The organism is Bacillus clarus, from assembly GCF_000746925.1.
GTDB lineage: Bacteria > Bacillota > Bacilli > Bacillales > Bacillaceae_G > Bacillus_A > Bacillus_A clarus.
Genome location: NZ_JMQC01000008.1, coordinates 1512147 through 1533032, shown reverse-complemented (window position 1 = coordinate 1533032; position 20886 = coordinate 1512147). Strand labels below are relative to the sequence as shown.

Below are 20886 nucleotides of genomic sequence, written 5' to 3'. Positions count from 1 at the left end.
ATCTTCTCCATTGTATTTTTATATTTTTTCGTGTTATTTTATTATAAGGCAAATAATCTTTATGAGGTGAGTACAAATGAAACGTATTGGTGTATTAACAAGTGGTGGAGATTCACCTGGTATGAATGCTGCCATTCGTGCAGTTGTTCGTAAAGCGATTTTCCATGATATTGAAGTATATGGTATTTACCATGGATACGCTGGATTGATTTCTGGTCATATTGAAAAATTAGAACTTGGTTCTGTTGGCGATATTATCCACCGCGGTGGTACAAAATTATATACAGCAAGATGTCCTGAGTTTAAAGACCCAGAAGTACGACTAAAAGGAATCGAGCAATTAAAGAAACATGGCATTGAAGGACTTGTTGTTATTGGTGGAGACGGTTCTTACCAGGGTGCTAAAAAATTAACAGAGCAAGGATTCCCATGTGTTGGTGTACCGGGTACAATTGATAATGATATTCCTGGAACAGACTTCACAATTGGTTTCGATACAGCTTTAAACACTGTTATTGATGCAATCGATAAAATTCGTGACACAGCTACATCTCATGAACGTACATATGTTATCGAAGTAATGGGACGTCACGCTGGAGATATCGCATTATGGGCTGGTTTAGCTGACGGTGCAGAAACAATCTTAATTCCAGAAGAAGAGTATGACATGGAAGATGTTATTGCTCGTCTAAAACGCGGTAGTGAGCGCGGGAAGAAACATAGTATTATCGTTGTAGCTGAAGGTGTTGGAAGTGCGATTGACATCGGTAAGCATATCGAAGAAGCAACAAACTTTGATACTCGTGTAACTGTATTAGGTCACGTACAACGTGGTGGATCACCAAGTGCACAAGACCGTGTATTAGCAAGTCGTCTTGGTGCAAGAGCAGTTGAATTATTGATTGCTGGTCAAGGTGGACGCTGTGTAGGTATCCAAAACAACAAACTTGTTGATCATGACATTATCGAAGCGTTAGCTCAAAAGCATACAATCGATAAAGATATGTATCAATTATCTAAAGAATTATCCATCTAATCGGCTTAATGTCAGATATTTGGGAACGGTTTCATAATTTTCGGAGGTGCAATATGCGTAAAACTAAAATTGTATGTACTATAGGTCCTGCTAGTGAAAGTATTGAGAAATTAGAGCAATTAATCGAAGCGGGTATGAACGTTGCTCGTTTAAACTTCTCTCACGGTAGCCATGAAGAGCACGGAGCTCGTATTAAAAACATTCGTGAAGCTTCAAAGAAAACTGGGAAAACAGTTGGTATTTTACTTGATACGAAAGGGCCAGAAATCCGTACACATGACTTTGTAGACGGACAAGCTGAACTAGTAACAGGTGCAGAAGTAGTTCTTTCTACTGAACAAGTATTAGGAACTGCAGAGAAGTTCTCTGTATCTTATGCTGGTCTTTATGATGATGTAGACCCAGGTTCTCGCATTCTAATCGATGACGGTCTTATCGAACTAGAAGTAATCGAGAAAGCTGACGGAAACATCCGTACAAAAGTATTAAATAGCGGAACTGTAAAAAACAAAAAAGGTGTTAACGTACCAAATGTAAGCATTAAACTTCCTGGTATCACTGAAAAAGACGTAAAAGATATCGTATTCGGTATCGAGCAAAAAGTTGATTTCATTGCAGCATCTTTCGTACGTAAAGCATCTGATGTGTTAGAAATCCGTGAATTGTTAGAAGAGCACAATGCTCAATTCATCCAAATCGTACCAAAAATCGAGAACCAAGAAGGTATCGATAACATCGATTCAATCTTAGAAGTTTCTGACGGTTTAATGGTTGCTCGTGGTGATATGGGTGTAGAAATTCCACCAGAAGAAGTACCGTTAGTACAAAAACGTCTAATCAAAAAATGTAACGTATTAGGTAAACCAGTTATTACTGCAACGCAAATGTTAGATTCTATGCAACGTAACCCACGTCCAACTCGTGCGGAAGCAAGTGACGTAGCAAACGCAATCTTTGATGGTACAGATGCAATCATGCTTTCAGGTGAAACTGCTGCAGGTCAATACCCAGTAGAAGCAGTAACAATGATGGCTAACATTGCAGTGCGTGTGGAAAAATCATTACAATATGAAGATATGTTCAAAAAACGTATTAAAGAGTTCACTCCAACAATTACAGATGCAATTAGCCAATCTGTTGCGCATACAGCACTTGCTCTTGATGTAGCTGCAATTGTAGCTCCAACAGAAAGCGGATATACTGCGAAAATGATCTCTAAATACCGTCCGAAATCTCCAATCGTAGCTGTAACGTCTGACGAGCAAGTAGGCCGTCGTCTTGCACTTGTTTGGGGTGTACAAGCGTTTATGGCTGAAAAACGTGCAGCATCTACTGATGAAATGTTAGACACTGCAATTCAAACGGGTATGGATGCAGGTTTAATTGGACTTGGAGATACTGTAGTAATTACTGCTGGTGTTCCAGTTGCTGAAACTGGTACAACAAACTTAATGAAAATCCATGTTGTTGGTGAAGAAGTTGCAAAAGGGCAAGGTATCGGTCGTAAGGCTGCAAAAGGTAAAGTAGTTGTAGCAAAAACAGCTGCGGAAGCTGTAGCGAACGTAAACGAAGGTGATATTCTTGTTACAACAAGCACTGATAAAGATATGATTCCTGCAATTGAAAAAGCTGCAGCTTTAGTTGTGGAAGAAGGTGGCTTAACGAGCCATGCAGCTGTTGTGGGTGTATCAATCGGTATCCCTGTTATCGTTGGTGTAAACGGCGTAACAGCAACTTTAAAAAATGGCCAAGAAGTAACAGTTGATGCAGCGCGCGGAATTGTTTATAATGGACATGCGGAAGTGCTATAAGAAGTAATACGGAGAGAAGGATCGGAGTCCTTCTCTTTTTTTTACACAAAAATAGTTGTTGATGGTTTAAGGTGCTTAGAATCTTTTTGAGGGATAGTTATCAAAGGTTTAAACAAAGGAAATGTATTCGTCTCTTAGGATGTCTGTATAGGGCTGAAAACAGCCTTAAAATCCATCTTAATTAAAGGTTGTTTGTGATTTTGAATGAAGTAAGGAGAGGAATGAGAGTATGAAATGGCTGTTGTTTCTGTTTATTTTGATCCCGGCGGTTGAGATTACAGTTTTAATTGGTTCGAGTCATTTGATTGGTCTGTGGCCCACATTCGCTATGATTGTATTTACGGGCGTTGTAGGTGCTTATTTGGCGAAGAGGCAAGGGTTTAAGGTGTTGAGGGAGATTCAGTTAAGGTTAAATAAAGGGGAAATGCCAGGGGATGCTGTATTGGATGGTTTTTTTGTGCTTATAGGAGGCATATTCTTAATACTTCCTGGATATGTGACGGATATAACAGGCTTTATTTTTATATTCCCAGTAACAAGAGGGTTGTTTAAGCCTCTTGTGATGAAATGGCTTGAGTGGAAATTTAGGAGGAAAACAACTATTATCGTGCAAAAATAACACTTAGAATGAAAAATCTAAGTGTTATTTTTTGTCGAAAAACAAAGTGTATATTTATTCATTTACATTAAAAGTAATAAATGGAAATAATAATTATGGGTAAAACAGAATAAATATTCAAAGAGGTTCTCGAAAGTGCGATTTTAAGCATAAAACAAGGGAATGAGCCGATTGTTATAGGCGATTCCCTTGTTTTATCCACCTTAATGATTATGGAAAAAATCCTTGAAAATTAACGAGTACAAATGAGTTAATTTTCAAGGATGAATTTCGTGTTAAAGAAAAAATAGGTTCACCGAATAATCAGAGGACGCTCCTACTGATTATTTAGTGAACTGTATTTTGTTGTGAAAAATATTGTGTGAGGAAAAGAAAAGATTATTTTACGGATGACCCTTTAATAAATTTCCATAAGTCATGAAATACATGAGCTTTGTGTAATGTATTAAGTAGTACTAATGTGACTGGACCAATAATTAATCCTAAAAAACCATAGAGCTTAAAACCGACAAATAAAGCAATAAGTGTTGGTAATGGGTCGAGTCCAATATTGGATGAAAGGACTTTTGGCTCCATGATTTGTCTTTGGACAATTACGACGATGTATAAAATAAGAAGACCGATGGCGAATGCTGTATCGCCCGTGAAAAATACGTATATCACCCAAGGGACAAAGATGGCGCCTGTTCCCAAGTAAGGGAGTAAATCTACAACTCCTGTAATAATTGCGATAGTAATTGCGTATGGTACGCGTAATATTAACAGTCCAACTAATACAATAACGGTTGTCATAGATACGAGTGTAAGTTGTGCTTTTACAAAACCGAATAGCGCTTTTCTTAAATCAACAAAAATAGTTTTTCCGTACCCGTGTACACGATTTGGTAAAAATCGTCTTACTTTGTGAGCGAGATTATGCCAATCGTAACTAATAAAGAAAGTAGCTAATAAGATGAAGACAAGGACGGTTAACGTTGTAGGTAGCGCGCTAATGAAATTTGTTAAACCGCTTATAATAGCAGTTAAAAGATCTTTCATTTGTTTTGTTGCTTCGGTTCCTAGATTTTGGATGTTTTGTGTAATGGTATATCGCTGTGGTTCGCCAAGGTGATTGAATTTAGAAATTAAATCATCATAGAGAGGCATAATATGATTAAGTGCAAATTCCTGGGCGAATGCAACAATGTCTGGAAATTTCACTGTAACAATTTGTAGTAAGTATGTTGTAGCAGATATTGCTTCTGTTACAAGGTATGTAGCAAGTCCGACGATCGCTCCGAATACAAGAATTAAGCTAACGAGTACTGCTAATGCACGAGGGAATTGTAGTTTTTGATTGAGAAAATTGACGACTGGATTAATTAAATAAGCAAATGCAAAAGCTATAATAAAAGGGTAAATAAGACCTGAAACATATAGCGATGCATAAAACCCAATTCCTGTTGCTAGAATGACAAAAATGAGTCGCAATATTATATATAGTAAGTTTCGATTCAAAGGTGCATACCTCCCATTCCAAATGGTATTACCCTAATTCGTTCAACATATAACTAGTGGAGATCCACTGATTATAGATTCACTTTATGTTATAGTGGAATGATGGATTTATCCTGCTGTTACAGGCGTTACGAAATAGATTAAGTGGTTGTGAAAACTTGTTGTTTAGGAGGATTAACAGTAAGAAGGGTTTTCTTTCTGACCTCACATTCTCTCCCTTTTATTTTAACTGTTTCTTATTAGAAAAGAAAGGAAAGTAATTTGTTTTAAAGGAAGGATAAATATTTCATTCTAGCCCTAGTTTTAATGGTGAAAGTTTCGTTTTGTACTTTTTATATACAGCATATGTTTGCTTCATTATTGAAGTTTTAATGTATCGTAATTATTAAATGTAGCGCCTTATATACTGTATAACGATATGTTTAACGGTAATTTTATTTGGAAATGAGTTCATTATTTTCAGAAAGGAAGTGTAATCATGATTAGTCAATCAACGTTATTTTTATTCATACTACTTATTATTGGACTTATTGCTAAAAATCAATCACTTACTGTAGCGGTTGGTGTTTTATTTTTATTGAAGTGGACGTTTTTAGGAGATAAACTCTTTCCATATTTGCAAACGAAAGGGATTAACCTCGGTGTGACGGTCATTACAATTGCAGTACTCGTACCAATTGCGACGGGCGAAATAGGTTTTAAACAACTTGGGGAAGCGGCAAAATCATATTATGCATGGATTGCTTTAGCTTCAGGGATAGCAGTTGCTTTATTAGCAAAAGGTGGTGTGCAATTATTAACGACTGATCCTCATATTACGACTGCACTCGTATTTGGGACAATTATAGCTGTCGCTTTATTTAATGGAGTGGCTGTAGGACCGTTAATTGGAGCTGGAATTGCTTATGCGGTCATGAGCATTATACAGATGTTTAAATAAAAAATTTTATAGTAATATAAATTTTTTGAATTCTTTCCATTCACAAAAGTCAGATAATTGTATATAATGGAGTTAGAAACTTTTAAAGTTACATAACAGCGAAGAACGTACACCAGATAAAATAAAAACAACATAAAACAATTTTTAATGATATTGTTTTATGTTGTTTTTATCATAAACTCTTCGAAATTAGTTTTCCTCACCAACTTGTTGTTCTAAGCGTGAGGATTCGAGGAGAAACTCACGCTCATGCTTTCTAAAAAGCAATGGAACTACATGATGGGAACATCGCCACAAATTTGCATGATCGTGCATTTTGCTTGCCTAAAGAGTGAACGGGCGTTCATAATTTATAGGGAGGGCAAATAGATATAAGGGATCAAGGTTGGGAGAACTTTCAGGAAAAGGAGAGAATGTCATGACTGTTATTCGAGGTTTAGAAGGGGTAGTAGCAACAACATCATCCGTGAGCTCTATTATTGATGATACATTAACGTATGTTGGGTATAATATTGATGATTTAGCGGAGAATGCTACATTTGAAGAAGTAGTGTACTTATTATGGCACCGCAAGCTTCCTAATGAAAAAGAACTAGCTGAGTTTACAGGAACTTTATCTGAATACTTTAAAGTGCCAAATGAGATTTTAACATATTTAAAACAAGTAGATTTAAAGATTGCTCATCCGATGTCTGTTTTACGAACAGCAATTTCCATGTTATCATTATACGATGAGAGCGCTGAAATAATGGATGAAAAGTCCAATTATTTGAAAGCGGTTAAATTGCAGGCTCAAGTAGGAACTTTAGTTGCGGCATATGCAAGAATTCGCAAAGGTTTAGAAGTGGTTGAGCCAAGAAAAGATTTATCATTAGCTGCAAACTTCTTATACATGTTAAATGATCGTGAGCCAAATGAAGTGGAAATCGAAGCTTTCGATAAAGCTCTTGTACTTCATGCAGATCATGAATTAAATGCTTCTACATTTACTGCGCGCGTTTGCGTTGCTACACTTTCAGATGTATATTCTGGCATTACAGCAGCAATTGGTGCGTTAAAAGGTCCTCTTCACGGCGGGGCAAATGAAAATGTAATGAAGATGTTAACTGAAATTGGCGAAGAAGAAAGCGTAGAATCTTATATTCATAATGCTCTTCAAAATAAAGTGAAAATTATGGGGTTTGGTCATCGCGTATATGAGCATGGTGATCCACGTGCGAAGCATTTACGTGAAATGTCTAAGAGATTATGCGTGCTTTTAGGCGAAGAGAAATGGTATAATATGTCTATCAAAATCGAAGACATCGTAACAAAGGAAAAAGGTCTTCCACCAAATGTTGATTTCTATTCAGCTTCTGTATACCATTGTTTAGGAGTTGACCATGATTTATTTACACCGATCTTTGCGATTAGCCGTATGTCAGGCTGGTTAGCTCATATTCTAGAACAATATGAAAATAACCGCTTAATCCGTCCGCGTGCAGATTATAACGGACCAACGCATCAAATATACGTTCCATTAGCACAACGATAAGTGAAAAACACTATTTCGATAGTGAAAATACGCTTTCAAAAGTCTGATTTTTTTGGAAAGATGTAATGATTAGAATATTTAAATTTGACTAACGGTTTGAACTGAGGGGTTATTCCCTCAGTTTCATACATATGAAATTTCAAACATGGGGGTTATCACAGTGACGACAGGAGAAAAAATTACTGTAACGAATGGTGTTATGAATGTACCGAACAATCCAATTATTCCTTTCATTGAAGGAGATGGCATTGGACCTGATATTTGGGCAGCTGCATCTCGCGTACTAGAAGCAGCAGTTGAGAAAGCTTATAATGGTGAGAAGAAAATCGTTTGGAAAGAAGTGCTTGCAGGGGAAAAAGCATTCAACCAAACAGGCGAGTGGTTACCAGAAGAGACTTTAAATGAAATTCGCGAATATTTAATCGCAATTAAAGGTCCACTTACAACTCCTGTTGGCGGCGGTATTCGTTCTCTAAACGTAGCGCTTCGTCAAGAATTAGATTTATATGTATGTTTACGTCCAGTACGTTATTTTGAAGGTGTTCCTTCACCTGTAAAACGTCCAGAAGACACTGATATGGTTATTTTCCGTGAAAATACAGAAGATATTTATGCTGGTATTGAATATGCACAAGGATCTCCGGAAGCAGAAAAAGTACTTGCGTTCTTAAAAGAAGCAATGGGTGTTAACAAAATTCGCTTCCCAGAAACATCAGGAATCGGTATTAAACCAATTTCAGAAGAAGGGACAAAGCGTCTTGTTCGTGCTGCAATTCAATATGCAATTAACGAAAAACGCTCTTCTGTTACATTAGTTCATAAAGGAAACATTATGAAGTTTACAGAAGGTGCTTTCAAAAACTGGGGTTACGAAGTAGCGGAACAAGAATTTGGCGATAAAGTATTTACTTGGGCTGAATATGACCGTATTGTTGAGAAGGATGGTAAAGATGTAGCAAATAAAGCGATGGCAGACGCTGAAGCTGCTGGAAAAATCATCGTTAAAGATTCTATTGCAGACATCTTCTTACAACAAATTTTAACTCGTCCACGTGAGTTCGATGTTGTTGCAACAATGAACTTAAACGGAGACTACATTTCTGATGCACTTGCTGCACAAGTAGGTGGAATTGGTATCGCACCTGGTGCAAACATTAACTATGTTACTGGACATGCTATCTTTGAAGCTACACATGGTACAGCTCCAAAATATGCAGGTTTAGATAAAGTAAATCCATCTTCTGTACTTCTTTCAGGTGTACTATTATTAGAACATTTAGGATGGAACGAAGCTGCGAAATTAGTAACAGCTTCAGTTGAGAAAACAATTGCATCAAAAGTAGTAACATACGACTTCGCTCGTCTAATGGAAGGCGCAACAGAAGTGAAATGTTCTGAATTTGCTAATGAACTTATTAAAAACATGGATGTAGCGATAATCAAAAACGCATAATTAAAGCGGGGGGTAAATTATGACAATCAAACGCAAGAAAGTTTCAGTCATCGGTGCAGGATTTACAGGAGCAACAACAGCATTCTTATTAGCGCAAAAAGAGCTTGCAGATGTTGTATTAGTGGACATTCCACAACTGGAAAATCCAACAAAAGGGAAAGCGTTAGATATGTTAGAAGCAAGCCCAGTACAAGGTTTTGATGCTAACATTATTGGTACATCTGATTACGCAGATACTGCTGATTCTGACGTTGTCGTTATTACAGCAGGTATTGCACGTAAGCCTGGCATGAGCCGTGATGACTTAGTAGCAACAAACTCTAAAATTATGAAAAGTATTACGCGCGACATCGCAAAACATTCACCAAACGCGATTATTGTTGTGTTAACAAATCCAGTTGATGCAATGACATATTCTGTATTTAAAGAAGCAGGGTTCCCGAAAGAGCGTGTTATCGGTCAGTCAGGCGTATTAGATACAGCTCGTTTCCGTACATTCATTGCACAAGAATTAAATCTATCTGTTAAAGACATTACAGGATTTGTTCTTGGTGGGCATGGTGACGATATGGTACCTCTTGTGCGTTACTCATATGCAGGTGGTATACCGTTAGAAACATTAATTCCGAAAGAGCGTTTAGAAGCAATTGTAGAACGCACACGTAAAGGTGGCGGTGAGATTGTAGGCTTATTAGGAAACGGTAGTGCATATTATGCGCCAGCAGCTTCTTTAGTTGAAATGACAGAAGCAATCTTGAAAGATCAACGCCGTGTATTACCAGCTATTGCATACCTTGAAGGTGAGTATGGTTATAGTGACCTTTACCTAGGTGTACCTGTAATTCTAGGTGGTAACGGAATTGAAAAAATTATTGAATTGGAACTTCGTGCAGAAGAAAAAGAAGCGTTAGACCGCTCTGTAGAGTCTGTACGTAACGTTATGAAAGTTCTTGTTTAATAACGAAATATATGAGGAAAAAGATTCGGGGCTCCGAATCTTTTTCTACTATATATAGAATTGTTTTTTTGAAATAATATGAAAACGCTATCATTTATTGTGTCCTAAGATGGAAATGTAGATTTGTAATATATATTGCCCTCATTATAGCAACGCTTCGGATAGTAGATCGCTTTTAGTAGGATAATAAGGTGAAAATCGGAGGGGGTTGTAACATGTTAAAGAAAAAAGTTCAAATTGGTCGTCGAATGGATGAGATTACAGTAGGGGAGAAATTATCTATCACTGAAAAAATTGAGGATAAAGATTTGTTATTGTATTTAGGATTAACGAATGATTCCAATCCATTATATATACAGCATGATTACGCATCCCAAACTCCGTATGAAAAGCCGATTGTACCGAGCATTATGTTAACGGGTATGATTACAACGGCGGTTACGAAATATTTGCCAGGTCCAGGAAGCCATATTGTGAGGAAGGACCTTACTTTCGTAAAACCTGTTCATCATTATGAAACATTGCAAATTCATTTTGAAGTTGTAGCGGTTTCGGGGGAAGAGCATACAATTGATATGTGTGTATTTGCGTATGATGAAAATGAAGAAGTAGTTGTGAAAGGTGCATTAACGGTAACGCCACCTTTCAAATCAGTTTCCATTTTAGAAAAAGCGTTAGATAATTTTTAAGAAAATCGCAAAAATTGAATTGTGAATGATATAAAAATAGTGCTAGTCCTATTCTTATTAAGGATAGGTTAGCGCTATTTTTTTAGTGAGAGAACCATTCGTTGAAATTTGAACAGCTTACTTAAATTGTATATTGATTTAAAATATCGATACATGTGATGTAAAGATAGGTCAGATAGTACTTATCTCGCAATAGAATTCTTTTTCGTTCATATCAGTATGCTTTGAATTTGATATAAAAGAATAACTGGTCAATTAAATTCAAATGAAAGAGTGATAGTGTTATTTTTGAAACGATGAGGAAAGCTGAAGTTTGGGCAGATTCGATAGTAAACGAAATGTACGGAAAAGAGTATTTCATAGGTATGAAACATTCGATTGCAAAGTAGTGTACGCTCTTGTATTTTTTCTTGGATTGAATTCTAGCTTTAGGGTCTACGCGGAAAAAAGGTGTGTTTATCTATAAAGTTTGGGTAACACTTGTACCTGATGAGTGGAATGGTTAAGGAGCTATATACGATAAAGTTACAATTGACTTTATTCTCCGGCAATACTTTATCCCGATTGGTGTGGGCTAATAATTAATGGGGGGATGGAAAAAACCCCACTGATTAAAGTTTCACTTTATTGTAATAGAGCTCCATCAATAGACAATTATATTGAGAGGGGCATTGTTTTCTAGTATGATGAGAATAACGGGGAAATACTAGGATGAAGAAGGTTTCAAGTCTATAACTTGGAGGAAAAGAATGAGCAATCGAATTTTAGTCGTTGATGATGAGGAGTTTATCTTAACTTTAATTGAATTTAATTTACAGCAAGCTGGATTTGAAGTCATAACGGCAATGGATGGGGAAATGGCACTTCAAAAAGCAACAACAGAACGCCCAGATTTAATTATATTAGATTTAATGCTTCCGAAAATGGATGGGATGGAAGTGTGTAAAGAATTGCGTTTACAGCGCATTATGACACCTATTTTAATGTTAACAGCAAAAGATGACGAATTTGACAAAGTGCTAGGTCTGGAACTTGGAGCGGACGATTATATGACAAAACCGTTTAGCCCGAGGGAAGTTGTCGCTCGTGTGAAGGCGATTTTACGTCGTACGAAATTACAAGAAGAACAAGCTCCAGAAGTACCAGATGAAGATAGCATAATAATTGCAGAATTGAAAATCTTACCGGAGTTTTATGAAGCATATTTCCAAGAGAAGAAGCTTGAATTAACGCCGAAAGAATTTGAATTGCTTGTCTACCTTGCGAAAAATAAAGGTCGTGTGTTAACGCGTGATCAATTGCTGAGCGCGGTATGGAATTATGATTTCGCTGGTGATACGAGAATTGTTGACGTTCATATTAGTCATTTACGAGATAAAATTGAAAAAAATACGAAAAAGCCAGCCTATATTAAAACGATTCGTGGGCTAGGGTATAAATTAGAGGAGCCAAAAGGGGATGAATAAATTTCGCTCCAGGCTTCTTTTTACATTCGTTTCTCTTATTGTTTTTATTTTAGTTGGGCTAGGAGTGCTGTTAGAAACAGTTTTTGAAAACTATTATATTGACCATGTTAAAGAGAGAATGGTGAAAGAAACGCGATATGTTTCTTTATTAGTAGAGGAGCGAGGAATTGATAATGTTTTAAAGGAACCGTACTTCTTTGAAAAACTAGAGGAGCAAATTCCTACTTCTATCGTATTCGTTAATGAATCAAAGAAGGTTCAATATAGTCAGGGGCAACAACCTGTATTTAATCAAGAGACGATTAAAGAACTTTCTTCTGAAACAGGAAAACAAAGAAATAGAGTCATTACGAAGGAAACGAATAAGAAGAATGAATTTTATCATGCGGTGTTTATTCAAGACAAGCAAGGTGAACAAGGATATATTTTGGTGAAAAGTACGATTGAGCCTCTAAAATATGTTCACCAAAAAACGTGGGGATTATTAATTATTGGATTTGTCATTGCTTGTCTCGTAGTTGTTTTTCTCGGTATGAAAATTACAGGACAATACATTCGCCCGATTGAATCAGTTACGAAAGTAGCGATTGAATTGGCGAAAGGGAATTATAAAGCACGTGCATATGAAAGTAATTCGGATGAAACCGGAATGTTAAGTAAAGCAATTAATATTTTAGCGCGTAATTTACAAGAGATGACGCTGGAACAAGAAATGCAACAAGATCGCTTACATACATTAATTGAAAATATGGGAAGCGGTATGATTTTAATTGATAGTCGCGGTTACATAAGTCTTGTAAACCGTTCATATAAAGAGACTTTCCACGTTGCGGATGAAGAATATTTAGACCGCTTATATTATGAATCTTTCCATCATACGGAAGTTATTGAACTTGTGGAAGAAATCTTTATGACAGAAGTGAAAGTGCGCAAACAAATGCTATTGCCACTTGGAATCGAAAGGAAACACTTTGAAGTATATGGTGCGCCGATTATCGGAACGAACCATGAATGGAAAGGAATTGTCCTTGTATTCCATGACATAACAGAATTAAAGAAATTAGAACAAATGAGAAAAGACTTTTTAGCAAACGTCTCTCATGAGCTTAAAACACCAATTACTTCTATTAAAGGTTTTTCGGAAACGCTCTTGGATGGAGCGATGGATAACAAAAGATTTTGTGAACATTTTTTACATATTATTTTAAAAGAAAGTGAACGTATGCAAGGCTTAATTGAAGATTTATTAGACTTGTCAAAGATTGAACAACAAGGATTTAAGTTAAATATGGGAACGGTTGATGTAAAGGGACTGCTTGAGGATATTCAAATGGTACTAGACAATAAAGCAGGAGAGAAAGAAATCTCTTTACACGTAAATGTATTGAAGCGTGTTTCTGTCCTTGGAGATCCAAGTCGTTTAAAACAAATTTTCATTAATTTAATTAATAATGCAATCGTATATACGCCAGCAGGAGGCGTCGTTGCGGTTGAGTTAGTAGAAGATAAGTATAATGCGTATATAAAAGTATCCGACACTGGAATTGGAATTAGTGAAGAAGAGATTCCGCGTATTTTTGAGCGTTTTTATCGTGTAGATAAGGCGAGAAGCAGAAATACAGGTGGAACAGGCCTTGGACTTTCGATTGTTAAGCATTTAGTTGAGGCGCATCATGGTACGATTACAGTGGATAGTAAAATAGGGGAAGGAACAACGTTTACGGTTGTTTTACCAAAATCGGCAGCTGAATAGTAGCCGGCTATATGTAAGGAGAAGGATATTTACAATATATTAACAATAGCTTCATTAAATATTAATAAAGCTCTGCTAATATAATACATGAAAACCCCTTCATCCAAGGAGTAATTTTGGACGAGAATAGGTGCTCTATTCTCGTCACTTCCCTTATAGTAAATTGGTATATACGTTTTGTAAAAAAGATATTGTGATAAATAATTTCCATTTGAATGTGAAAATATATGTGATAGAAAAAACCGTTATTTTTCTTCTCTCTCTCAGTCGTGTTAATATAGAGAGAAGAAAAGAACGGTTTTTTTGCTATAAAAAATCGTTTTAAATTTGTATGGGGAGGTTTCCGATTTGGAAAAAAAGGTCGTATTAGTTGATGGTAATAATATCGCGTATCGTGCTTTCTTTGCACTACCGCTTTTAAATAACGACAAAGGCATACATACGAACGCAATTTATGGTTTTACGATGATGTTAATGAGAATATTAGAGGAAGAAAAGCCGACGCATATGCTTGTAGCATTTGATGCGGGGAAAACAACATTCCGTCATAAAACGTATAGCGATTATAAAGGAGGGCGTCAAAAGACTCCACCTGAGCTGTCAGAACAGTTCCCGTTCATTCGTGAATTATTAGATGCATTTCATGTGCCACGTTACGAACTGGAGAATTACGAAGCTGATGATATTATGGGTACATTAGCGAAAGAGGCAAGTGAGCAGGGTGCTCAAGTTAAAGTTATTTCAGGAGATAAAGATTTACTGCAACTTGTTTCAGAGAATACACTCGTATGTATTCCTCGTAAAGGGATTACAGAAGTAGATGAGTATACGACAGAAGCTTTATTTGAAAAATATAGTTTATCACCAAAGCAAATTATTGATATGAAAGGTTTAATGGGAGACCAATCGGATAATATTCCAGGTGTACCAGGTGTTGGTGAGAAAACTGCGATTAAATTGTTAACACAATTTGAAACGGTAGAAGCAGTATATGAAAACTTAGATCAAGTGAGCGGAAAGAAATTAAAAGAAAAATTAGAAGCGAATAAAGAACAAGCTCTTATGAGTAAAGACCTGGCAACGATTATTACAGATGCACCAATTGCAGTGCATGTAGATGATATTGAATATAAAGGATATGAAGCGAGCGACGTTATTCCGATGTTCGAGAATTTAGGGTTTACGTCCCTTTTAAATAAGTTAGGTGCTACTCCAGAAGAAACAGCTCCAACTGAATTAGATGCTATTTCATTTGATATCGCTGAAGAAGTAACAGAAGAAATACTCGGGCAAGATAGTGCTCTTCTTGTAGAAGTACAAGAAGATAATTATCATAAAGCGGATATTCAAGGTTTTGGTATTCAAAATGAAAATGGTTGTTATTTCATCCCTACAGATGTTGCACTGAAATCAGTACCTTTCAAAGAATGGCTTGCAAATGAAGAGATGAGAAAGTATACATTTGATGCGAAGCGAGCAATTGTGGCTCTCAAGTGGAAAGATGTAGATATTCAAGGATTGGAGTTTGATTTATTAATCGCAGCTTATTTATTGGATCCAGCCGATACGGATAAAGATTTCCGTGCTGTAGCGAAAATGAAAGAAACACATGCTGTTAAATCTGATGAAGAAGTATATGGAAAAGGTGCGAAACGTGCTGTTCCAGAACAAGAAGTACTAGCGGAACATGTAGCTCGAAAAGTGCATGTATTATATGATGTACAGCAATCGTTTGTAGAAGAATTAGAGAAGAATGAGCAATATGAACTATTTACAGAATTAGAATTACCACTTGCTCGTGTATTAGCTGACATGGAAGTGAAAGGTGTTAAAGTTGATACGGAACGCTTACGTAACATGGGAGAAGAGCTTGCGGGTAGACTAAAGGAAATGGAGCAAGAAATTTATGAGCTTGCAGGAACAGAATTTAATATTAATTCTCCGAAGCAGCTCGGTGTTGTTCTGTTTGAAAACTTAAATTTACCGGTTATTAAAAAGACAAAAACAGGATACTCTACATCAGCTGATGTATTGGATAAATTAATGGAGCATCATGAAATTATTCCTAAGATCTTACACTATCGCCAATTAGGAAAATTAAATTCGACGTATATTGAAGGGTTATTAAAAGTAGTTCATGAAGAGTCTTCTAAAATCCATACTCGTTTTAATCAAGTGTTAACACAAACGGGTCGATTAAGTTCTACAGAACCGAACTTGCAAAATATCCCGATTCGTTTAGAAGAAGGAAGAAAAATTCGTCAAGCGTTTATTCCTTCAAAAGAAGGTTGGGAAATGTACGCAGCTGATTACTCACAAATCGAACTGCGTGTACTTGCTCATATTGCGAATGATAAAGGGTTAGTAGAGGCGTTCCAGCATGATATGGATATTCATACGAAAACAGCTATGGACGTATTTGGCGTTGGGAAAGATGAAGTAACATCTAATATGAGACGACAAGCAAAAGCGGTTAATTTCGGAATTGTGTATGGTATTAGTGACTACGGACTTTCACAAAACTTAGGGATTACAAGAAAAGCAGCAGGAGAATTTATTGAAAAGTATTTCGAGAGTTTCCCTGGTGTAAAAGAATATATGGATGACATTGTGCAAGAAGCGAAGCAAAAAGGATACGTTTCTACATTATTAAATCGACGTCGTTACATTCCTGAAATTACGAGTCGTAATTTTAATTTACGTAGCTTTGCAGAGCGTACGGCAATGAATACGCCAATTCAAGGTAGTGCCGCTGATATTATTAAAAAAGCTATGATTATTATGGCAAATCGTTTAGAAGAAGAAGGATTACAAGCGCGTCTTCTTCTGCAAGTACACGATGAACTAATCTTTGAAGTGCCGAAAGAAGAAGTAGAAAAATTAGAGAAGCTTGTACCTGAAGTAATGGAACATGCAATTGAATTGGCAGTTCCGCTAAAAGTTGATTACTCTTACGGTCCAACTTGGTATGACGCAAAATAAGGAAGTGATGAAATGCCTGAATTACCAGAGGTTGAAAATGTTAGACGGACGCTTGAAAATCTTGTAACGGGAAAAAAGATTGAAGATGTAATTATCACATACCCGAAATTAGTAAAGCGACCAGATGACGCAGAAATGTTTAAAGATATGTTGAGAGGCGAAACAATTGAACAGATAAAGCGAAGAGGTAAGTTTTTACTTTTATATGTAACAAATTATGTAATTGTTTCACATTTGCGTATGGAAGGGAAATTTTTACTCCATCAAAATGATGAACCGATCGATAAACATACACATGTGCGTTTCTTATTTACAGATGGAACGGAATTACATTATAAAGATGTGAGAAAGTTTGGTACGATGCATCTCTTTAAGAAGGGGGAAGAATTTAATCAAATGCCCCTTGCTGATTTAGGGCCAGAACCGTTTGATGCGGAACTCACGCTGGAGTATTTGCAAGAAAGATTGAAAAAGACAAATCGTAAAATAAAAGTTGTACTATTAGATCAGCGTCTTTTAGTAGGGCTTGGAAATATATATGTAGATGAAGTGTTATTCCGTTCTAGAATTCATCCAGAACGAGAAGCTTCGTCTTTAACGGTAGATGAAATAGAAAGAATTTATGAGGCGACTGTTGCGACATTAGGAGAAGCTGTTAAACGAGGCGGAAGTACGATTAGAACGTATATAAATTCGCAAGGACAAATTGGTTCTTTTCAAGAACTTTTAAATGTATATGGAAAAAAGGGAGAACCGTGCGTTACTTGCGGTACGATACTAGAAAAAACAGTTGTTGGTGGAAGAGGTACACATTATTGTCCGATTTGCCAACCTAGAAACTAAGAAAGCAATAACATCGGATAGGCATCTGTCATATACATAAAGCAAAGCTATGTATAGGGAAGGAGCTTACCGATGTACCTTTATTTTTCTCTTATTTTATTAGCTTTTACATTAAGCTTAGATAGCTGTAGTGTAGGGCTGACGTATGGGCTAAGAAGTGTGCGAATTCCACTAAGATCAATTATAATTATAGGAATATGTTCTGCAGCTGTAATGCTTGTTTCTATGGGGATTGGGCATATGATTGCGAAAGTATTTTCACCAGTTATTGCAACTCGTATTGGTGGGATTGTGCTTATTGGTATTGGTGCGTGGGTACTATATCAATTTTTTCGAAGTGATAAAAAAGAGGAGCAGAAGCAAGAAGAGAAAGTTTGGAAATTAGAGATTGCTTCGCTAGGGTTAGTTATTCAAATTTTACGAAAACCGACTGTTGCGGATTTTGATAAATCAGGAACCATCTCTGCGGGAGAAGCGTTACTTCTCGGTATTGCACTTTCTGTAGATTCATTTGGTGCTGGAATCGGTGCATCTTTATTAGGGTATGCACCTGCGATGATGGCCATATTGGTAGCAATTATGAGTTCTTTATTTTTATTTATTGGAATGAAACTCGGAACAGTGTTATCAAATATGCGGTGGTTACAAAAGTTTACATTCCTTCCTGGGGTTTTACTCATTATTATTGGAATTTGGAAAATGTAAGTAGAGGTGTGGAACATCAGTTTCGCACCTTTTATATATGAGGGGGATTACTATATGACAATTGTGATTGGATTAACAGGAGGTATTGCAAGCGGGAAAAGTACGGTGTCACAAATGTTTTGTGAATTGAACATACCTGTTATTGATGCAGATATTATTGCAAGAGAAGTTGTGGAACAAGGTAAATCAGCATATAACAAAATTGTAGAGGTATTTGGGAAAGAAGTGTTAAAAGAAGACGGAGAACTTGATCGTCCGAAACTTGGGAGTATTGTCTTTCATAATGAAGAGAAACGATTGCAGTTAAATCAAATTGTTCATCCTGCTGTTCGTGAGGAAATGAATGCGCAGAAGGATATGTACTTAAAGGAAGGTATGCAGGCGGTTGTGCTAGATATACCGCTTTTGTTTGAAAGTAAATTAACGAATCTTGTTGATCGTGTTTTAGTTGTAGCGGTTACGCCTAGTGTGCAGCTAGAACGTTTAATGAAGCGGAATGGTTTTTCGGAAGAAGAAGCGAAAGCGCGTATTCATTCGCAAATGCCATTAGGAGAAAAGGTAACACTAGCAGATAAAGTTATTTATAATGATGGCACAATTGCTGAGGCGAAAACACAATTAAAGGGTATTTTGAAAGAATGGAACATTATTGATTAAAAAATTGTGAAATTAATGAAAATGTTTAGTGACATATCTTCTTTTTGTGTTATACTATTATTGGGATTGGAGATAAATAGTATAACGCATTCAAGGGGGATAACATATTATGACTCGTGTGGCAATTAATGGATTCGGACGTATTGGGAGAATGGTATTTCGTCAAGCAATAAAAGAAAGCGCATTCGAAATTGTAGCAATCAATGCAAGCTATCCATCCGAAACGTTAGCACATTTAATTAAATATGATACAGTACATGGTAAGTTTGACGGAACAGTGGAAGCATTTGAAGATCACTTATTAGTAGATGGGAAAATGATCCGCCTTTTAAACAACCGCGATCCAAAGGAATTGCCTTGGAAAGAATTAGGTGTTGAAGTTGTAATTGAAGCAACTGGTAAATTTAATGCAAAAGAAAAAGCAATTCTTCATGTAGAAGCTGGGGCGAAAAAGGTTATTTTAACAGCACCTGGTAAAAATGAAGATGTAACAATTGTAGTTGGTGTAAATGAAGAACAATTAGATATTACAAAACATACTGTTATTTCAAATGCATCTTGTACAACGAACTGTTTAGCGCCTGTTGTAAAGGTGTTAGATGAGCAGTTTGGAATTGAAAACGGTTTAATGACAACCGTTCACGCTTATACAAATGACCAAAAAAATATTGATAACCCACATAAAGATTTAAGAAGAGCACGTGCTTGCGGACAGTCAATCATTCCTACAACGACAGGTGCTGCGAAAGCGCTAGCAAAAGTTCTTCCGCATTTAAATGGAAAGCTTCACGGTATGGCACTTCGTGTTCCAACGCCAAACGTATCTCTTGTTGATTTAGTAGTAGACGTGAAACGTGATGTAACAGTTGAAGATATTAATGAGGCATTCAAAACTGTTGCAAACGGTGCGCTGAAAGGGATTGTAGAATTCAGTGAAGAACCTCTAGTTTCAATTGACTTTAATACAAATACACATTCAGCTATTATTGATGGCTTATCTACAATGGTAATGGGTGATCGTAAAGTGAAAGTACTTGCTTGGTATGATAACGAGTGGGGTTACTCTCGCCGTGTTGTAGACCTTGTGAAGTTAGTTGTTGATGAATTAGCCAAACAAGAAAACGTACAACATATTTAAGTGAAATGAGAAGAGGGCAAGTGATTATTTGTCCTCTTTTTTATTTTTTTTAGAAAAGAAAAAAGTTATATGAGTATATTTTCCAGAGGATACATACCTAAAACCGTTGAGATTACTGTATTTGTGAATGGTTTATTTCTTTTAGGGAAAAGTAAAGAGGAAAATATGACAGAAAATCGAAAAAACTGTTGTTGCAAAATGAAAATAAACAAAGTATACTAACACTCGTAAACTTAAGAGCTGAGGTACGTAGTCACTACTTAAAGGGTTAGGACCTCTCTGGACTAACTTTCCCCCGTGGTAGTGGAGCAAGCCAAATTGCAAATTAGTTTTCAATTCGAACAGTTAGATTAAATTTACAAGGGGGAACTGTAGAATGGATACTATGGATACGATGGGTCGTCACGTAATCGCTGAACTTTGGGATTGCGATTTCGACAAGCTTAATGACATGCCGTATATTGAACAATTATTTGTGGATGCAGCACTAAGAGCTGGTGCTGAAGTACGTGAGGTTGCTTTCCATAAGTTTGCACCACAAGGTGTAAGTGGAGTAGTAATTATTTCGGAGTCACATTTAACAATTCATAGCTTTCCGGAGCACGGTTACGCAAGTATTGATGTTTATACTTGTGGGGATCGTATTGATCCAAATGTTGCTGCAGAATACATTGCAGAAGGTTTAAACGCGAAAACGCGTGAGAGCATCGAGCTTCCTCGAGGCACTGGTAGCTTCGAAATTAAGCAGAGAGAAACAAAAGCTCTTTAAAAAAGAACATAATTGATTTAAAATGTAAAGAGGTGT

17 protein-coding genes and 1 pseudogene are annotated in these 20886 nt (G+C 36.5%); 17 read left to right on the top strand and 1 reads right to left on the bottom strand.

Annotated elements, in window-relative coordinates:
* Positions 1-76: 76 nt before the first annotated feature.
* The 3 genes from pfkA (at position 77) to DJ93_RS08615 (ending at position 3466) form a co-directional block, all read left to right on the top strand.
* Positions 77-1036 carry a 6-phosphofructokinase gene (gene pfkA, locus DJ93_RS08625; RefSeq protein ID WP_042980268.1) on the top strand — a complete coding sequence of 320 codons (960 nt, stop codon included), beginning with the start codon at positions 77-79 and terminating at the stop codon, positions 1034-1036.
* A gap of 53 nt (positions 1037-1089) precedes the next feature.
* Positions 1090-2847, top strand: coding sequence for a pyruvate kinase (gene pyk / locus DJ93_RS08620; RefSeq protein ID WP_042980267.1), 1758 nt, complete (start codon positions 1090-1092; stop codon positions 2845-2847).
* Between the two features lie 229 nt (positions 2848-3076).
* Positions 3077-3466: an FxsA family protein gene (locus tag DJ93_RS08615; RefSeq protein ID WP_042980265.1), complete on the top strand. Its 390-nt coding sequence runs from the start codon at positions 3077-3079 to the stop codon at positions 3464-3466.
* 378 nt (positions 3467-3844) lie between these two features.
* On the opposite strand, the gene ytvI is transcribed toward DJ93_RS08615, so the two are convergent.
* Positions 3845-4963, bottom strand: coding sequence for a sporulation integral membrane protein YtvI (gene ytvI / locus DJ93_RS08610; RefSeq protein ID WP_042980264.1), 1119 nt, complete (start codon positions 4961-4963; stop codon positions 3845-3847).
* Positions 4964-5441: 478 nt separating this feature from the next.
* Here ytvI and DJ93_RS08605 point away from each other — a divergent pair, with 478 nt between their 5' ends.
* The 14 genes and pseudogenes from DJ93_RS08605 (at position 5442) to speD (ending at position 20850) form a co-directional block, all read left to right on the top strand.
* On the top strand, positions 5442-5903 hold the full coding sequence (locus DJ93_RS08605; RefSeq protein ID WP_042980262.1) for a DUF441 domain-containing protein: 462 nt from the start codon (positions 5442-5444) through the stop codon (positions 5901-5903).
* Positions 5904-6288: 385 nt separating this feature from the next.
* Positions 6289-7437, top strand: a complete 1149-nt coding sequence (gene citZ, locus DJ93_RS08600; RefSeq protein WP_117287904.1) for a citrate synthase — start codon at positions 6289-6291, stop codon at positions 7435-7437.
* Between the two features lie 160 nt (positions 7438-7597).
* Complete coding sequence (gene icd, locus DJ93_RS08595; RefSeq protein WP_042980258.1) at positions 7598-8890, top strand: NADP-dependent isocitrate dehydrogenase; 1293 nt, start codon at positions 7598-7600, stop codon at positions 8888-8890.
* Between the two features lie 19 nt (positions 8891-8909).
* Positions 8910-9848, top strand: coding sequence for a malate dehydrogenase (mdh, locus tag DJ93_RS08590; protein ID WP_042980257.1), 939 nt, complete (start codon positions 8910-8912; stop codon positions 9846-9848).
* 215 nt (positions 9849-10063) lie between these two features.
* Positions 10064-10537, top strand: a complete 474-nt coding sequence (locus tag DJ93_RS08585) for a MaoC/PaaZ C-terminal domain-containing protein (protein WP_042980255.1) — start codon at positions 10064-10066, stop codon at positions 10535-10537.
* A 296-nt stretch (positions 10538-10833) separates the two neighbouring features.
* Positions 10834-11043: pseudogene (locus DJ93_RS33675) on the top strand (hypothetical protein).
* Positions 11044-11286: 243 nt separating this feature from the next.
* Complete coding sequence (gene phoP, locus DJ93_RS08580; protein WP_042980254.1) at positions 11287-12003, top strand: two-component system response regulator PhoP; 717 nt, start codon at positions 11287-11289, stop codon at positions 12001-12003.
* Positions 11996-13756: a two-component system histidine kinase PnpS gene (gene pnpS / locus DJ93_RS08575; RefSeq protein WP_042980253.1), complete on the top strand. Its 1761-nt coding sequence runs from the start codon at positions 11996-11998 to the stop codon at positions 13754-13756. The genes phoP and pnpS overlap by 8 nt, the downstream gene beginning before the upstream one ends.
* A 348-nt stretch (positions 13757-14104) precedes the next feature.
* Positions 14105-16738 (top strand): DNA polymerase I, encoded by a 2634-nt coding sequence (polA, locus tag DJ93_RS08570; RefSeq protein WP_042980250.1) that lies wholly within the window; start codon positions 14105-14107, stop codon positions 16736-16738.
* Positions 16739-16750: 12 nt separating this feature from the next.
* A complete protein-coding gene (gene mutM, locus DJ93_RS08565) occupies positions 16751-17581 on the top strand; it encodes a DNA-formamidopyrimidine glycosylase (RefSeq protein ID WP_042980248.1) in 831 nt (276 codons plus the stop codon).
* Between the two features lie 72 nt (positions 17582-17653).
* Positions 17654-18286, top strand: a complete 633-nt coding sequence (gene ytaF / locus DJ93_RS08560; RefSeq protein WP_042980246.1) for a sporulation membrane protein YtaF — start codon at positions 17654-17656, stop codon at positions 18284-18286.
* Positions 18287-18340: 54 nt separating this feature from the next.
* A complete protein-coding gene (gene coaE, locus DJ93_RS08555) occupies positions 18341-18943 on the top strand; it encodes a dephospho-CoA kinase (RefSeq protein WP_042980243.1) in 603 nt (200 codons plus the stop codon).
* A gap of 109 nt (positions 18944-19052) precedes the next feature.
* Positions 19053-20081: a glyceraldehyde-3-phosphate dehydrogenase gene (locus DJ93_RS08550; RefSeq protein WP_042980242.1), complete on the top strand. Its 1029-nt coding sequence runs from the start codon at positions 19053-19055 to the stop codon at positions 20079-20081.
* Positions 20082-20466: 385 nt separating this feature from the next.
* The gene (speD, locus tag DJ93_RS08545) at positions 20467-20850 is read left to right on the top strand and encodes an adenosylmethionine decarboxylase (RefSeq protein ID WP_002003660.1); all 384 of its coding nucleotides are present in this window, start codon (positions 20467-20469) and stop codon (positions 20848-20850) included.
* Positions 20851-20886 lie beyond the last annotated feature (36 nt).

Excerpts from the sequence above, each read along its gene's own strand:
- pfkA (WP_042980268.1), top strand. The coding sequence starts at position 77 with ATGAAACGTATTGGTGTATTAACAAGTGGTGGAGATTCACCTGGTATG.
- pyk (WP_042980267.1), top strand. The coding sequence starts at position 1,090 with ATGCGTAAAACTAAAATTGTATGTACTATAGGTCCTGCTAGTGAAAGT.
- DJ93_RS08615 (WP_042980265.1), top strand. The coding sequence starts at position 3,077 with ATGAAATGGCTGTTGTTTCTGTTTATTTTGATCCCGGCGGTTGAGATT.
- DJ93_RS08605 (WP_042980262.1), top strand. The coding sequence starts at position 5,442 with ATGATTAGTCAATCAACGTTATTTTTATTCATACTACTTATTATTGGA.
- mdh (WP_042980257.1), top strand. The coding sequence starts at position 8,910 with ATGACAATCAAACGCAAGAAAGTTTCAGTCATCGGTGCAGGATTTACA.
- DJ93_RS08585 (WP_042980255.1), top strand. The coding sequence starts at position 10,064 with ATGTTAAAGAAAAAAGTTCAAATTGGTCGTCGAATGGATGAGATTACA.
- phoP (WP_042980254.1), top strand. The coding sequence starts at position 11,287 with ATGAGCAATCGAATTTTAGTCGTTGATGATGAGGAGTTTATCTTAACT.
- pnpS (WP_042980253.1), top strand. The coding sequence starts at position 11,996 with ATGAATAAATTTCGCTCCAGGCTTCTTTTTACATTCGTTTCTCTTATT.
- mutM (WP_042980248.1), top strand. The coding sequence starts at position 16,751 with ATGCCTGAATTACCAGAGGTTGAAAATGTTAGACGGACGCTTGAAAAT.
- ytaF (WP_042980246.1), top strand. The coding sequence starts at position 17,654 with ATGTACCTTTATTTTTCTCTTATTTTATTAGCTTTTACATTAAGCTTA.
- coaE (WP_042980243.1), top strand. The coding sequence starts at position 18,341 with ATGACAATTGTGATTGGATTAACAGGAGGTATTGCAAGCGGGAAAAGT.
- DJ93_RS08550 (WP_042980242.1), top strand. The coding sequence starts at position 19,053 with ATGACTCGTGTGGCAATTAATGGATTCGGACGTATTGGGAGAATGGTA.
- speD (WP_002003660.1), top strand. The coding sequence starts at position 20,467 with ATGGATACGATGGGTCGTCACGTAATCGCTGAACTTTGGGATTGCGAT.